Source organism: Paenibacillus sp. SEL3 (assembly GCF_054602585.1).
The window spans coordinates 6,527,651-6,543,623 of record NZ_CM137725.1 but is presented as its reverse complement, the minus strand read 5'-3'; the positions used below and the strand labels follow the sequence as shown (position 1 = coordinate 6,543,623).

Genomic DNA, 15,973 nt, shown 5'->3' with positions numbered 1-15,973 from the left:
TCAGGAGGAGGTTAAAAGGATGTCTAAAATTCGGGTACTGGATGAACATATTGCGAACCAGATTGCTGCCGGTGAGGTCGTGGAGCGTCCAGCCTCCGTCGTGAAGGAACTGGTGGAAAATGCGATTGATGCAGGCGGTACGCGGGTGGACGTATGGGTAGAAGAGGGCGGCTTGCAAAGTATCCGGGTGACGGATAATGGAAGTGGCATTGAGCCTGAAGACGTGGAAACGGCATTCTATCGGCACGCGACAAGTAAAATTGGACATGGTCGCGACCTGTTTCAGATCACAAGTCTCGGCTTCCGGGGAGAGGCGTTGCCAAGTATTGCGGCAGTATCGAAAGTAGAGTTGCTTACAGCAGCCGGAGATGACGGGCGTGCCCGTAAATTAGTGATTGAAGGCGGTAAGCTGTTGCTTCACGAGGATGCTGCTAGTAGGCAAGGGACGGATTTTACCGTACGGGAGCTGTTTTATAATACACCTGCTAGGCTGAAATATATGAAAACAATCCAGACCGAGCTGGGACACATTTCGGATGTATTGTACCGAATGGCGCTTTCGCACCCGGAAGTGGCCTTCACATTGAGGCATAATGGCAATACATTGCTGCAAACGCTGGGTAATGGTGATTTGCTGCAGGTGATTGCCGCTATTTACGGAACTTCTGCGGCGAAATCCATGCTGCTGCTAGAAGGAGAGAGCCTGGATTACCGAATTAGTGGCTATGTCAGTCGCCCAGAGTGGACGAGATCAAATCGCAATGCGATCTCGACAGTAGTGAATGGACGTTTTGTACGAAGCTACGGGCTTAATCAGGCGTTGCTCAAGGCGTATCATACCTTGTTGCCGATCAATCGTTTTCCGCTGGCTGTGATCCAACTGGAAATGCATCCTTCTCTGGTGGATGTTAACGTTCATCCTGCCAAGCTGGAGGTAAGGTTCAGTAAAGAAGCAGAACTGTTTCAGCTGGTTGAAGATTCGGTAAAAGCTGTCTTAGGGCAGCAAGTGCTGATTCCGAAGGCAGTCAAGCGCGAGATCGGTGGCAAGGACAGTGGCTCGTTTGTGCAGGAGCAGTTTCACTTCTCGAAGGGAAATGGTGCGGAAGGGGATGCTCCTTCCGGCAAAGACCGGGGGGGAGCACTGCCACCTTCCGTGACTTCGCCGGAGAGCCAGGAATCGCGCCAATCCAATTACTTGAACAGGAACGAAGAGAATAACAGGGGTAGCCAGGAGCGTGAGCAACGTCCGAGCAGGGATAGTCTCTCAGCCATTGGACGGGCAAACAATCTTTCAGGTAAAAGTATTAATGATGATGAACTGGATGCAGATTTTGTGGAAGAAAACAACGGGAGTGAAGTTAAAGGGGAAGTGCCGCTTCCTGATGGGGCGACCGTACAGTCGTCCGAAGGAGATAATGCCGCAATAGGCACAACTACCTTATACAGCGGAGGGATACAGGAAACAGCTGCTTCTGCTGCTTACCCATCTTCTATGCCGCCGATTGCAGGACAAGCTACGGATTCCCGTCATTTCGCGGATCAGAAGCCGCGCCAGCAACGTCTGGATGCGGAGCAATTGGCAGCAGTGTCGGGAGAAGTTCCAGAGCTGCCTACTTTTCCTGAACTGAATTTAATCGGTCAGCACCATGGGACATATCTGATTGCGCAGAACGACCAGGGCTTGTATTTAATTGATCAACATGCCGCACATGAACGAGTCAATTATGAATTTTATTATGAAAAATTCGGCAATCCCGAGTCAGTATCGCAGGAGCTGCTACTGCCAATTACACTGGATTTTACGCCTTCCGAAACGGAAAAGTTGAAAACAAGGCTGCACTGGTTTGAACAGGCAGGGGTGTATCTGGAGCATTTTGGCGGTCAAACCTTCCGTGTCAGCTCTTACCCGTACTGGCTTCCCCAAGGGGAAGAAGCGGATGTCATTGAGGAAATGGCCGGATGGGTGCTGGAGGAAAGAGCCATTGATCTTGCTAAGCTGCGGGAAGCAGCCTCAATCATGTGCTCCTGCCGGGCTTCGATTAAAGCAAACCAGAAGCTGACTGATCGGCAGGCTATTGTGCTGCTAGAGCGTTTGGCAGCGTGCAAACAACCTTATACTTGCCCTCATGGGCGACCTATTGTGGTTTCCTTTTCCACATATGATTTAGAGAAGCTGTTTAAAAGAGTAATGTAAGGGAGTATATATATATGTTGCAGGATCGGGAAAACCGTGAAGAAGAGCAGTCGAGCCTACGGGAAAAGCAAGTCGAATTACTCGTCACGACAGGGGATTCCCCCTCGGCTGAGGTTGTGGAGCGAGCGAAGTTGCTTGCAGCCGAGTTAGGGGCGCTGTATGCCCCTCGTCGTGGCATATCGGTAGCTAAGCTAATTGCGGCTCACAGAGTCCGTCAAGCGTTGGTTCTGGTGCAGGGCGGAGTAAGGCTGATTAGCCCAGAACAACCACCGATGGCTTTTCACCCCAGTATGGGCTTCATTCGCGCCAAACGGGTATTAAAGGGTGAACCTGACCCGATGTTGACGGCTGCCCGGATCGTCCCGGGTGATACCGTGCTGGATTGCACTGCAGGACTTGGTACGGATTCTCTTCTATTTTCAATTGGAACGGGAAGCTCTGGACAAGTCACGGCTGTGGAGAGTTCTTTCCCCGTCTACGCTTTAATCAAGGATGGAATGAGGCATTACCGTTCCGGCAACGCTGAAGTAGATAAAGCCTTTTCCAACATTGACGTTCGTTTTGGTCATCATTTGGACTATTTGCGTAGTTTGCCGGATCGCAGTATAGATATTATTTATTTTGACCCTATGTTTCGTGATCCGTTGCTCGATTCCAGCGCAATTGGTCCATTGAGAGGGTTGGCAAATCCAGACGCGTTGAGTGAGGAAAGTATTGTTCATGCGAAACGGATTGCACGAAAAAAAATTGTATTAAAAGAAAAACGGGGTAGCGGGGAATTTGCCCGCCTCGGCTTCCGTGTAGAGCAGCGGGGCACAACGAAAACAGTGTACGGAGTGATCGATATTGACAGTGGCACCTAAGCCTAAACTACTCGTTCTTGTTGGCCCGACTGCGGTTGGCAAGACGAAACTAAGCATTGAGATGGCTCGACAATTTGACGCGGAAATTATTTCCGGGGATTCCATGCAGGTATACCGTCATATGGACGTTGGAACTGCCAAAATTTCCGAACAGGAAATGGAAGGAATCAAGCACCATTTAATTGATATTCATGAGCCTGAATACCCATATTCAGTAGCCCAATTTCAGGAGGACTGTCGTCGTCTCATACCTGATATTCAATCTAGAGAAAAGCTACCGTTTATCGTAGGCGGAACAGGTTTATATGTAGAATCAGTCTGCTATGAATACCAGTTTTCCGAGGTAGGGGCTGACGAAGCTTTTCGTCAGGAGCAGCTGGACTATGCCGAACAGTTTGGAGCTGACGCGCTTCATGCGCGACTACAGGCGGTTGATCCCGAAAGTGCACTTCGTTTGCATCCTAATGATCGTCGTCGTGTCGTTCGGGCACTGGAAATTTACCATGTTAGCGGAACGACACTTAGCTCTCAACTTGCCAGTCAAAAAAAGGAATCTCCCTACCAACTCTGCATCGTAGGTTTGACAATGGATAGGCAAATGCTATATAAACGTATTGAAGACCGAATTGACGGGATGCTCGATCAAGGGCTTGTTGCTGAGGTAACCTCCTTAATGGAACGGGGAGTGCGAAGCGATGCCATCTCCATGCAAGGTCTAGGCTATAAAGAGATATCCTCCTACCTGCGGGGAGAGGTGTCTTTGGAAGAGGCGGTGACTTGGCTAAAACGGGATACGCGTCATTTTGCGAAGCGACAGCTCTCGTGGTTTCGCCATATGAAGGATATCCAGTGGGTAGATGTCACTGATTTCGGAAATTTTTCTGCTCATGCAGCCCAAATACACGAAATTATAGCAGGAAAGTTCCGGACAGACCTTGAATATACTTCAAAACAATCCAAATGATTATTGGGGGTACGGCTAAAATGAACAAGTCCATTAATATCCAAGATACGTTTCTGAATCAATTGCGCAAGGATTCTATACCTGTAACGGTATACCTCATCAATGGATTTCAGGTGCGAGGGACGATTAAAGCATTTGACAATTTTACGATTGTGATCGACTCGGATGGAAAGCAGCAGCTGATTTACAAGCATGCCATCTCCACCTTTACACCGCAACGCAATGTATCGCTTGTACAGCAACAGGATAGCGCTAGCGATAACTGATTACGGCTTGACGGTCGTCCGGGTACATGAAACTTTTCAGGCGTCCGTCTCGTCTAACTGTATAGGAATGTGACCGGGAGCAACCTGATCAGGGTTGTTCTTTTCATTCCGTTTACTTTCAAGTTGCCGACAGCAAGCTTTAAGCTTATGTTAGGTACCATATGATTATTCGCGAAAGGGAGTCAGGGGAATGCCAAACGATTCATTGTCCAGATCCGGCAATCGCAATAGAAACACATCTAAAGAGAAGCCGAAGGGCAAGAAAAAGAAAATTACAGGTAAGCGAATTGGATGGACGCTGTTTATTACCGCGGCGGTAGCTATATTTTGCGCACTTGGTGGCTATTTATTTGTCATGGTAAATGGCGAAAAAATTTACGATGCGAACAAGGACAAAATCACAGTGAATGAGACATCAAAGGTTTATGACCGCAACGGTGTGCTCATGGGTGAGTTGTCTGTGCAAAAAAGTGATCCTGTCAAAAGTGAAGAAATACCAGACTTGCTCAAAAAAGCTTTTATTGCAACCGAGGATAAGCGTTTTATGGAACATCAAGGAGTTGATATTTGGTCTATCGGCCGGGCAGCCGTTAAGGATATCGTGGCCCGTTCGGCAGTGGAGGGCGGCAGTACGCTAACTCAGCAGCTGGCCAAAAACTTGTTTTTGACACGTGACAAAACCTTTTTCCGTAAAGCGACAGAGGTATCCATCGCAATGGCGCTGGAGCGGAGGTTGACTAAAGATGAAATTATTACTCTCTACTTAAATCGGATTTGGTTTGGACGCTCCTATTCTGGAATTAAGGCAGCGTCGGAAGGTTATTTTGGGCAAACCAACTTAAAAGAATTAAAATTGTGGCAAATTGCTACACTGGCAGCTATTCCGAAAGGGCCATCCAAGTATAATCCGATCAGTAACCCGGAGAACTCGAAGGCACGACGTGCGGTGGTTCTCCAGCTGATGTTTGAGCAGGGGATGATTGGAAAGCAAGAGATGGAAGAGGCCAAGGCTGTAAATTACAATTACAAACAACCAGAAAAAGTTCAAAAGTATCAAAATTTTATGGAATACGTCATGGATGAGGCAGAGGATGCACTGCCAGGAGTTAGCGGCAATGATCTGATTATTGGCGGTTACAAAATTCATACCACAATGGATGCCCAGGCTCAAAATGCGCTGGATCAGGCGATGGCAGATGATGACATGTTCGAAAAAAGTCCTGACGATCAGCCAGTTCAAGCTTCGATGGTCATTATTAACAACCAGACAGGTGGAATTGCCGCTATGGCACCCGGACGGGATTACAAAAAGGGAACCTTCAATCGTGCGACACAGAGCCGCAGACAGCCAGGATCGGCCTTCAAGCCGATTGTAGCCTATGCGCCAGCTCTCGAATCCGGTAAATTTACGATGGATACTCCTTTGAGTAACGAACGCCAGAGCTTTAACGGATACAGTCCGAAAAACTTGCATGGTTACTCGTCGACCATCAGCATGCTCGACGCGATTACGAAGTCTGAAAATATTCCGCCTGTATGGTTGCTGAACCAAATCGGTGTGGAAAAAGGGGTTCAATTTGCCGAGAGCGTAGGCATTCCGATGGACAAAAACGATCACTCACTTGCTATCGCATTGGGTGGATTAAGCAAAGGGACGAATACCCTTGAAATGGCGCAGGCGTACAGCTCATTTGCCAATAAAGGACAATTCCAAAAGGCTTATTCTATTAAGCAAATTAACAATAGTGATGATCAAGTAGTTTATACTCATGAAGAGGAAACTAAATCTGTAATGAGTGAAAAAACGGCTTATGAAATGACAAAAATGATGCAAAATGTAGTCAATAGCGGCACAGGTCGCAAAGCACGCATTGACTGGCCTGTAGCCGGTAAAACGGGTACGACCCAAAGTGGAATTAGCGGTAATAGTGGTAACCGGGACATCTGGTTTGTCGGTTATACGCCAGAATATACCGGAGCAGTATGGATGGGTTATGATAAGCCGGACAGTAAACATATGCTCAGAAACTATAGTGGGCAGTCGGCAGCCTTTTTCGGAAGGGTCATGGGTGAAGCTCTCAAGGGGCATCCGGTTACGCAATTCAGCGAGCCGAAGGGATATGAACCACCAGTTGAGCAGAAGCCAGAAGAGCCGGTTCAGGCTACCGCTCCAAGCGGACTGAGCGGGTCTTATAGTCAGGACACCCAAATTGTATCGTTGTCCTGGAATGCGGCAGAGGGAGACAATGTACAATACCGTGTTTATCGTAAAGAGTCTTCCGAAGGAAGCTTCAGGACGATTATGGAGGCGATGAGAGGCACGAGTGGCGAAGATACGTCTCCTGTAGCTGGAAAAACGTATCAATACTATGTCGTAGCTTATGGAACGGATGGTAAAGAATCCGCAGCTTCGAATACGATTAGTGTAGAAATTCCGACAGAGACTACTCCGATAGATCCGCAGCTAGGAAATGATCCTAATCAGGATGGAACTGTACCGGATAATGGCGAGAATATAGATGGTCAGGACGGCACAGACCAGGGGAATACGACTCCTGGAGGTACTGATAACGGTACTGGTTCTGACCAAGTACCAACGTCTCCTGGAGGTAACAATGGAAATGGTACTGGAGGCACAGGCAACAGTAACGACAATTTTGGGAACGGAAACGATACAAATACGGGGAATGGTCAGACGACTACGCCGGATTCAGGTATAACTGATGAAAATACTATGACCAATCCAGAAAATACAGATGCATCTACCACAGGTGCTATTATGGATGGAAGTCAGGAAAGCAAATCCAACGGTCATTCAAACTCCAATCGTGGACGTCACAACCGGGATTAGCAAATATGTTTTATGTAAGATGATATTGGCTTCAAATCAAAGGTATTTTCGGACTGTTTTGACAGTCTGAAAATACCTTTTTTGCTGTAATACAGGGGTTCTTTTTGAGTGTACAGTTTAAATATGGTAAGCTGGTTTTACCAATGTTGGAGAGGAACATCATTTATGAAGCGCAAATTCGGAGACCGGGCCAACTGGCGCAGAATCACCAATCGCAAGTTTGCTTGCCGGTATGTAGAAAGTGACGCGTTTACAGGATATATGACCCTGTATACCATTTTGAGTCTCAAGGAGCCGTTATGGAAGAGTTACGGTGGTCATACGTTTTGCATAGCCGATAAAGGATATTCCTGGCTGCAATATTATCCAAAAGGTGAGCACTATGTGGTGACTGCTATGTTTGACAATCGGGAGCAAATCGTTGAATGGTATATTGATACCTGCCGAAATCAGGGTGTGACTGATCAAGGAGTCCCTTGGTTTGACGATCTGTATTTGGATGTTGTGGTGCTTAAAAACGGTGAAATCTTCCTGGTGGATGAGGATGAATTGGAGGAGGCATTACAACGGGGGCATATCTCAACGCAAGAGGCAGAATTGGCTAACCGTACAGCGGCTGATGTGTTACATCAGATAGATGCCCACGTGTTCCCTTATTTTAAAATGTCGCTGAAACACCGATCAGAATGGTTTCACAACGGTGATTTCAAGAGAGAACGGTGAAAGTTTTGCAGTGGATTAAAGACATCGGGCCCCAACGCCCTGAGTTGAAAAGCAGGCAGAGTCGCCTTAAGAAAATATCTATGGTAACCAAGCGTCTTGTACTTTCTTTGATAATTTTCATTTTGATCGGATTGGTATGGGCAGGAATCCGAGTGTGGAACATGAATACGGCCGCCTCTACCACTCCGCTCCAGCAAGTGCAAATTGGTATCGTATTAGGTGCTTCTATGTGGGGGGCTGAGCCCAGTCCTGGATTGAAGGAAAGGCTGGAAGAAGCCTTGCGCTTATACCGCAACGGGACGGTACAGCATCTAATTGTAAGTGGTGGACTGGATAAACCCGATTTTCCGTATACGGAGGCTGAGGGCATGCAACGCTATTTGGTAGATAGAGGGGTCCCTGTACAGCATATTGTGTTGGAAAACCATGCGACCAGTACTTACGAAAATCTGCTCTATAGCCAGCGCATTATGAAGGAATATGGATGGACCTCTACCGTGATCATCACACATAGCTATCATGGCCCTCGGGCGATGGAGATTGCTCAATTCTTAAAGTTTGATCATCCTCAGATGGCTCTGACGGAATCTAAAGTGCTGAATATGCCAATTCATCAATCAAGAGAAGTATTGGCATACGCTAAATGGACGCTGCAACGGTGGTGGATCAGCGCTCAAACTTGGGTTGCCTGAATTAAAGAAAAGGCTTTGTGCACGTTCCCGTTGCTTTTATGCTAATAAGGACATGCCAGACCGAATACATTAATAGGGTAAGCTGTGCCTGAAGAAATGTTGAGGTGATGGATGCATGAACGGACGGGGAATCGCCGCGGGCAAGCGGTCGGAGGAGAGACCTTCCAGACAAATTAATGTCGTGCTGCGTAGCCCGGAGCCGATAGCTTCGGTGACTGTGGACGAGACGGAAGTAGTGGCTTCAACCAAGTCACAGGCGCTACCGCAGTATCTCAGTCTTTATCAGGAAATTCAGAAAGAACTCGATCATCTCGTCGGCTTGGATAACATCAAAGACCTGGTATTTGAGGTATATGCCTTTTTGCAGATCGCCCATATGCGCACGGATGCAGGACTGTTGAGCAATGCCCACGTGTATCACATGATTTTTAAAGGAAATCCAGGTACAGGGAAAACGACAGTGGCCCGCATTATCGCTAAAATGCTGCAAAAAATGGGGGTACTGAGCAAAGGTCATCTGATTGAGGTGGAGAGGGCTGATCTGGTCGGTGAGTATATTGGCCACACGGCGCAAAAAACGCGAGATCTGGTAAAGAAATCTCTTGGCGGCGTGTTGTTCATTGATGAGGCTTACAGTTTGGCACGCGGAGGGGAAAAGGATTTTGGAAAAGAAGCGATTGATACCTTGGTAAAGTCCATGGAAGATCAAAAAAATCAATTTATTTTGATTCTCGCTGGATACTCGGGGGAAATGGACTTTTTTTTACGAACGAATCCTGGTCTTCCTTCTCGCTTTCCAATTCAGTTGGATTTTCCTGATTATACTGTGGATCAGCTCATCCAAATTTCCGAGATGATGGCCAAGGAGCGGGATTATATTCTCATGCCTCAGTCCATAATTAAAATGAAGGAGCATTTGCTAAACGAGCGTAATGACAGTCTTCATGCATTTAGTAATGCACGCTATGTTCGTAATGTGATTGAAAAAGCGATTCGGCACCAAGCTGTCAGGTTGCTTAATCAGTACAGGAGCGGGCAACCCGGCAAACAGGAATTGATGACGCTGCGTCCAGAGGATTTGAAAATGGACAAAAGATAGGCGATAATAGGAATCTGAATCACATCGAATGGTATGACATGGAACGGGGGCCGACCTGAACATCAGGTCGGTCTCTGTTCGAGAGTTGACATGAAAATAAAGGAGCAAACAATATGGCGAACTCCACTCATGATACACAAACCGAAATGCAGGACAAGGCGGTTCTGGTCAGTCTGATTACGGATGAAGTCAAACGATCTGGTATTAATACGGAATACTCGTTGGATGAGCTGGTGAAACTGGCTGAGACAGCGGGAGTTGAGGTACTGAGCGTCCTGACACAGAATAAGGAAGCCAAGGACTCAAAATGGTTTATTGGTAAAGGAAAAGTAGAGGAATTGCGTGCAGTTGCTGAAGAATTGGGAGCGAATACAGCTATTTTTGATCAGGAGCTCTCGGGGGCCCAAGTACGGAATCTGGAAGAAAGTCTGGATCTCAAAATTATTGACCGTACACAGTTGATTCTGGACATTTTTGCTCAACGTGCAAAAACCCGGGAAGGTATTATTCAGGTTGAACTGGCGCAGTTGTCATATTTACTCCCCCGTTTGTCTGGACATGGCAAAAACCTCTCGCGTCTTGGCGGCGGAATCGGAACACGTGGTCCTGGTGAAAGCAAGCTGGAGACAGACCGTCGTCATATCCGTGACCGAATCAGTGATCTGAAACGCCAATTGGAGGAAGTGACCCGTCACCGGTATTTGCACAGGGAGCGCAGACAAAAGAGCGGTATTGTTCAGGTTGCACTTGTTGGCTATACCAATGCGGGCAAATCGACGCTGTTGAAGCAACTGACAGCAGCCGATGTATATATTGAGAACCAACTGTTTGCGACGCTGGATCCTACCTCCAGAACAATGGAACTTCCGAGTGGAAAAGAAGTTATTCTTACGGATACGGTCGGTTTTATTCAAAATCTTCCTCATGATTTGGTGGCTTCCTTCCGGGCTACTTTGGAGGAGGCGAATGAGGCACATCTCATTTTGCATGTCGTGGATGCGTCTTCGGATATGCGAGACGAACAGATGAAAGTTGTAGAGACGATCTTGCAGCAGCTAGGGGCTGCGGACAAGCCTCAGATCGTATTATTTAACAAAAAAGATGCCTGTACTCCTGAGCAACTCGAAATGCTTCCTTCCGGGGAGGGTTATTTGAAAATCAGCGCTTTTGATGAAGGGGATTTGCTGGGCATTCGCGAACTGATTCAAGAGCATCTGAGTGGTGATACGCTGAGATTTCGTATTCCTGCGGAACGTGGAGATTTAACATCGGTGCTTTATCGAATTGGAGATGTACTACTGACAGAGTATGATGGCAATGATGTCATTTATGAAGTTGAAATTCAAAGAGGCGAGTACGAAAAGTATGGTCATGCGCTCAGCGAGTTCACAGAAGGTTAACATCTAATGATGTTTTTGGGTCAATAAAATGATAATGCTCATCGTTCAAAGTGAACAATAATATAACATGAATAGCCTAAGGCTGCGTAAGAGAGAGGGTCAAGAAAGTAAATGGTAGTTTTTAGTCCAGAAATACAGCAAATTCAGGAAACGGCAGAACATAAAATACAAGAACGTATACAGCACATAGATCATATTGTAGATTCAAATCAGTGGAAGGTAATTCAGGCATTCCAGCGGAAGCAAGTGAGCGATTTCCACTTTGCGGGTTCGACGGGATATGCTTACAATGACCGGGGACGTGAGGTGCTGGAAGAAGTCTATGCGGAAGTGTTCGGTGCGGAGGCAGCGTTGGTGCGTCCGCATTTTGCTTCGGGTACTCATACAATTGCCACTGCTTTATTTGGTGTGCTACGTCCAGGGGATGAACTGTTATACATTACTGGGAGGCCTTATGATACACTGCACAAAGTGATTGGTAAGCCCGGCGACGGAACAGGATCATTACAGGATTTTGGCGTTACTTATGGAGAAACCGCACTAACAGCGGAAGGTAAAGTGGACTGGGAAGCGGTGGAGTCTGCGATCCATGCCAATACCAAAGTGATCGGTATTCAGCGTTCACGCGGTTATGATTGGAGAGCTTCGTTTAGTGTAGCAGATATTGAAGAAATGACAGCACGTGTGAAGGAAATAAAACCTGACGTCATTGTCTTTGTTGACAATTGCTACGGTGAATTTACCGAGAAGCTGGAACCTACTCAAGTCGGTGTCGATTTGATGGCAGGTTCGTTGATTAAAAATCCCGGTGGTGGCATTGCAGAAACGGGTGGATATATCTGCGGCAAACAAAAGTATGTAGAACTGGCATCCTACCGATTAACTGCACCTGGAATTGGTGGAGAAGTAGGAGCCATGCTAGGTACTACACGAGGCATATTTCAGGGACTATTCCTTGCTCCAACACTGGTTGGGCAAGCGGTTAAAGGGAGCGTATTCGCAGCTGCGGTCTTTGAAGAGATGGGATTTGAGACCAAACCTGCCTGGCATGAAGAGCGTACGGATTTGATTCAGGCTATTTCTTTTAGTGGACCAGAGCATCTAATTGCTTTTGTACAGGGCATTCAGCGTGCGGCTGCTGTGGATAGCCATGTGGTGCCGGAGCCGTGGGATATGCCGGGTTATGAGCATCCAGTTATCATGGCTGCAGGTACGTTCATACAAGGGGGAAGTTTGGAACTATCCGCAGATGCTCCTATTCGTGAGCCTTATATTGGTTACATGCAGGGGGGTTAACCTACTCTCATGTTAAATTTGGAGTGCTTATGGCTCTGCAAACGATGAAAGAACGTAAATTACTGTGAGTTTTTCTAACATGTCATTGACACTTTGCATCAGCTAAATGTACAATAAGGTGTATAATAGATCACTGGAAGGTTGATGACAAATGGGCGACGAAATTCGCAGAAATATGGCCTTATTTCCAATAGGTATTGTCATGAAGCTAACGGACTTGTCAGCGCGTCAGATTCGTTATTATGAACAGCATAACTTGATAGTTCCTGCCCGTACATCGGGAAACCAACGTCTTTTTTCTTTTAATGACGTAGAGCGTCTGCTTGAAATTAAGGCGTTGATCGAGAAAGGTGTTAACATTGCGGGAATTAAACAAGTCATGAATCCGGTTACCAAGGAATCGGAGGAAGCTACGGTTATTACTGCAGATACGGAAGTTAAACGCCGTGAAATGTCTGATACTCAGCTTCACCGCTTGCTGAAACAACAACTTGTTGCAGGCAAAAGACCAGGACAGGTATCCCTGATCCAAGGTGAATTATCACGGTTCTTCAATAAGAGATAATGTCTTGACTTACCTCTTGTATAAGGTTGCCTTACTTTAAAACCTGGTCTCATCATTTAAGTAATTTATAGAACAACTGATTCGTATATAGTCATTACAGAAAGGGAGAGGTTAGAGTGAGTTATAGCAGAGAAGATATCCTTCGGATTGCGAAAGAGGAAAATGTTCGTTTTATTCGTTTGCAATTCACAGATTTGCTGGGTACTATTAAGAACGTTGAAATTCCGGTTAGTCAATTGGAAAAGGCATTGGATAATAAAATGATGTTTGACGGATCTTCTATAGAAGGTTATGTGCGTATTGAAGAATCTGATATGTATTTATATCCGGATTTGGACACTTGGGTGGTATTCCCTTGGGTAACCTCAGATCGTGTAGCTCGTTTGATCTGCGATATTTACAAGCCGGATGGAGTCCCATTTGCAGGTGACCCACGGGGCATCTTGAAACGTGTACTTAAGGAAGCCGAAGAGCTGGGATACACTTCGATGAATGTCGGACCCGAGCCTGAATTCTTTTTGTTCAAAACGGATGAAAAAGGCGAGCCGACTACAGAACTGAATGACCAGGGCGGGTATTTTGACCTGGCTCCGATGGATCTGGGTGAAAACTGCCGTCGTGAAATTGTACTTAAGCTTGAAGAGATGGGCTTCGAAATTGAAGCATCCCATCATGAAGTTGCACCTGGTCAGCATGAGATTGACTTTAAATATGCAGACGCGATTAAAGCTGCGGACCAGATTCAAACGTTCAAGCTCGTTGTTAAGACGATTGCTCGTCAGCATGGTTTGCATGCTACCTTTATGCCAAAACCTTTGTTTGGTGTAAATGGCTCTGGTATGCACTGCAATCAATCGTTGTTTAAGGACAATGAAAACGTATTTTATGATGAAACGGACGAACTCGGATTAAGCCAGACGGCCCGCCACTATATGGCTGGTATTCTGAAACATGCACGTGCAATGGCAGCGATCACGAATCCAACAGTAAATTCCTACAAACGTCTCGTACCTGGTTATGAAGCGCCTTGTTATGTGGCTTGGTCTGCAAGCAATCGCAGTCCAATGATTCGGATTCCTGCGTCTCGTGGTCTGAGCACTCGCGTCGAAGTTCGTAACCCTGACCCGGCGGCGAATCCTTATTTAGCCTTGGCAGTGATGCTGAGAGCTGGTTTGGATGGGATCAAACGTCAGTTGGCTCTCCCAGCTCCGATTGATCGTAACATTTACGTGATGTCTGAGGAAGAGCGGATTGAAGAAGGCATTCCAAGTCTGCCTGCAGACTTGAAAGAAGCTTTGTCTGAACTTATTCGTAGCGAAGTTATCTCTGACGCACTGGGTGACCATGCATTGGCCTACTTCTATGAGCTTAAGGAAATTGAATGGGATATGTATCGCACCCAAGTACATCAATGGGAACGTGATCAATATCTGACGCTTTACTAAAATGCAAGATGCTGTAGTGACAGGGATTTTGGAGTGTTAATTCGGGGGACGTTTTAGAAGTGAGTGTTAATTCTTCTGAGGCGTCCCCCTTTTATCCCCCAACTCTGAACCGAGAATAGACGCTGTGTATTGCTCATATTTATCCATGCTGCGCTTTTCCAACTTTTTAGAGATGTGTGCATACACATCGGATGTAATTTGTACGCTGCCGTGACCCAGTTGCTCCTGAACAAACTTAATGTCTGCACCAGCTTCAAGCATAAGTACAGTATAAGTGTGGCGGAGTGAGTGGATGCGTAAATCGTCATGCAGTTCTGCCCGCTTCAAAATACGCTGGAATGAGTTAAACAGCGTTGACTTGGGCATAGGACTTCCATCATTGCGGCAAAGGACCAGATTCAGATCATGCCGGTACATAGCTTCACCTAGATTGGCTTTGTTTTGCTGCTGCCACTCCTGGTGATACCTAAGATCGTTAACAAGTGTACTACTGATAGTAATTGTGCGAGTTGATCTGAACATTTTGGTATCGCCAAACATTTCATCTTCACTATCCGGTTGAAAATCGAGAGTCTCGTCAATATGGATTGTCTTCTCATCAAAATTAATGTCAGACCATCTTAATGCTGCGGCTTCTCCTTTTCGCATCCCCGTCTCAATAAGCGTCTTATAAAAAATCCAGTGCACGTATCCGTACCCCCTAGCGGCGTGCAGGAACTTAGGGATGTCCCCTGAATCAATGAACTCAATAGAGTTCTTTTTCTTATTTCCTTTGATGACTGATCCCTTACAAGGGTTGCGCTCTAATTTGCCTTGTATCAATGCGTGTTCCATCGCCCCGTATACCGTTGAATTAATAATTTCAACAGATCTTCTGCTCTGGCCCTTTTTCGAGACATGAGTCTAGAAACTTTTGGTACATATCCGGTTTCAAGTCCTTTAGCATTAGTTGTTTGAAATAAGGCTTAATGTGTGTATTCAGGCTGTTCTCGTGCTGTTTAATAGTATTTTTTCTTACAACTCCTTTCTTATAGTTATCAATCCAATTACGTATATAATCTGTCAGAGCAACATCGGTTTGTTCATAACCTTGATTAAGCTTCTTTAGAAAATCAGCTGCCGCTAATTCCGCTTCAGGTTTAGCTGAGTTTTTCTCGTTGCTGCTGTGTGAAAGGGTCGGTGTATTTTAACCGATATCTCCATCCACTTTTCAGCTTCTTGTAATTAGCCATCTTTATATCTCTAATAAGAACGTGTGTTCCTATTTTTGTGTATATAAAACCGCCTCGCAGCGGTATAAGCGCAAGTTATCATAAGAATGTATGTAGTTCAGGTGGGATAGAGCATCTGCGTAAGAATTGCTCTATAGTCTCGCCCGGATCTGGTGAGGACGTAGCCGTGAGTAACTTGACAGCAAATTGTTTTGCTTGCCTCTCGTATTTTCCGGCATTGGAAAACGACCGTTCGTCCAGAAAGAATCGGCTGATACCTGGATGAAGTCGATCATGGACAAGTTCATGTGCGCAGATGAATTTCTGCCAAGGTTCACTCAACTTCGAATGAATTACTATAAAGCGCCTGCGCAGCTTACGGTAATACATGCCGCGTGTGCTAT

General features: G+C 46.1%; 12 protein-coding genes and 2 pseudogenes. 12 read left to right on the top strand and 2 right to left on the bottom strand.

The annotated features are described in order from the left end of the window. Positions 1-19 precede the first annotated feature (19 nt). The 12 genes and pseudogenes from mutL (at position 20) to glnA (ending at position 14,358) form a co-directional block, all read left to right on the top strand. Positions 20-2,194 (top strand): DNA mismatch repair endonuclease MutL, encoded by a 2,175-nt coding sequence (gene mutL, locus ACYCS5_RS29480; protein WP_029518120.1) that lies wholly within the window; start codon positions 20-22, stop codon positions 2,192-2,194. 14 nt (positions 2,195-2,208) lie between these two features. Next, the gene (locus ACYCS5_RS29475) at positions 2,209-3,057 is read left to right on the top strand and encodes a class I SAM-dependent methyltransferase (protein WP_318627205.1); all 849 of its coding nucleotides are present in this window, start codon (positions 2,209-2,211) and stop codon (positions 3,055-3,057) included. Further along, positions 3,041-4,021: a tRNA (adenosine(37)-N6)-dimethylallyltransferase MiaA gene (gene miaA / locus ACYCS5_RS29470; protein ID WP_029518118.1), complete on the top strand. Its 981-nt coding sequence runs from the start codon at positions 3,041-3,043 to the stop codon at positions 4,019-4,021. The genes ACYCS5_RS29475 and miaA overlap by 17 nt, the downstream gene beginning before the upstream one ends. A 20-nt stretch (positions 4,022-4,041) precedes the next feature. Further along, on the top strand, positions 4,042-4,287 hold the full coding sequence (gene hfq / locus ACYCS5_RS29465) for an RNA chaperone Hfq (protein WP_029518117.1): 246 nt from the start codon (positions 4,042-4,044) through the stop codon (positions 4,285-4,287). A 190-nt stretch (positions 4,288-4,477) separates the two neighbouring features. Continuing rightward, positions 4,478-7,138 carry a PBP1A family penicillin-binding protein gene (locus ACYCS5_RS29460; protein ID WP_165146788.1) on the top strand — a complete coding sequence of 887 codons (2,661 nt, stop codon included), beginning with the start codon at positions 4,478-4,480 and terminating at the stop codon, positions 7,136-7,138. A gap of 165 nt (positions 7,139-7,303) precedes the next feature. Beyond that, positions 7,304-7,861, top strand: a complete 558-nt coding sequence (locus tag ACYCS5_RS29455; RefSeq protein WP_069010609.1) for a ribonuclease FAU-1 family protein — start codon at positions 7,304-7,306, stop codon at positions 7,859-7,861. Next, positions 7,858-8,553, top strand: coding sequence for a YdcF family protein (locus ACYCS5_RS29450; protein WP_029518114.1), 696 nt, complete (start codon positions 7,858-7,860; stop codon positions 8,551-8,553). Before ACYCS5_RS29455 ends, ACYCS5_RS29450 begins: the two co-directional genes overlap by 4 nt. 115 nt (positions 8,554-8,668) lie before the next feature. Next, the gene (locus ACYCS5_RS29445; RefSeq protein ID WP_039271232.1) at positions 8,669-9,652 is read left to right on the top strand and encodes an AAA family ATPase; all 984 of its coding nucleotides are present in this window, start codon (positions 8,669-8,671) and stop codon (positions 9,650-9,652) included. Positions 9,653-9,765: 113 nt separating this feature from the next. Further along, a complete protein-coding gene (gene hflX, locus ACYCS5_RS29440; protein WP_029517891.1) occupies positions 9,766-11,052 on the top strand; it encodes a GTPase HflX in 1,287 nt (428 codons plus the stop codon). Between the two features lie 111 nt (positions 11,053-11,163). Beyond that, positions 11,164-12,416, top strand: a pseudogene (locus ACYCS5_RS29435) (methionine gamma-lyase family protein). Positions 12,417-12,499: 83 nt separating this feature from the next. Further along, positions 12,500-12,913: a MerR family transcriptional regulator gene (locus tag ACYCS5_RS29430; protein ID WP_007430683.1), complete on the top strand. Its 414-nt coding sequence runs from the start codon at positions 12,500-12,502 to the stop codon at positions 12,911-12,913. A gap of 116 nt (positions 12,914-13,029) precedes the next feature. Next, positions 13,030-14,358: a type I glutamate--ammonia ligase gene (gene glnA / locus ACYCS5_RS29425; protein ID WP_013310575.1), complete on the top strand. Its 1,329-nt coding sequence runs from the start codon at positions 13,030-13,032 to the stop codon at positions 14,356-14,358. 66 nt (positions 14,359-14,424) lie between these two features. Here the strand turns inward: glnA and ACYCS5_RS29420 are convergent. Both ACYCS5_RS29420 and ACYCS5_RS29415 read right to left on the bottom strand, forming a co-directional pair. Continuing rightward, a pseudogene (locus tag ACYCS5_RS29420) lies at positions 14,425-15,590 on the bottom strand (tyrosine-type recombinase/integrase). A gap of 78 nt (positions 15,591-15,668) precedes the next feature. Continuing rightward, positions 15,669-15,959, bottom strand: coding sequence for an ImmA/IrrE family metallo-endopeptidase (locus ACYCS5_RS29415; RefSeq protein ID WP_445671530.1), 291 nt, complete (start codon positions 15,957-15,959; stop codon positions 15,669-15,671). Positions 15,960-15,973: the final 14 nt, after the last annotated feature.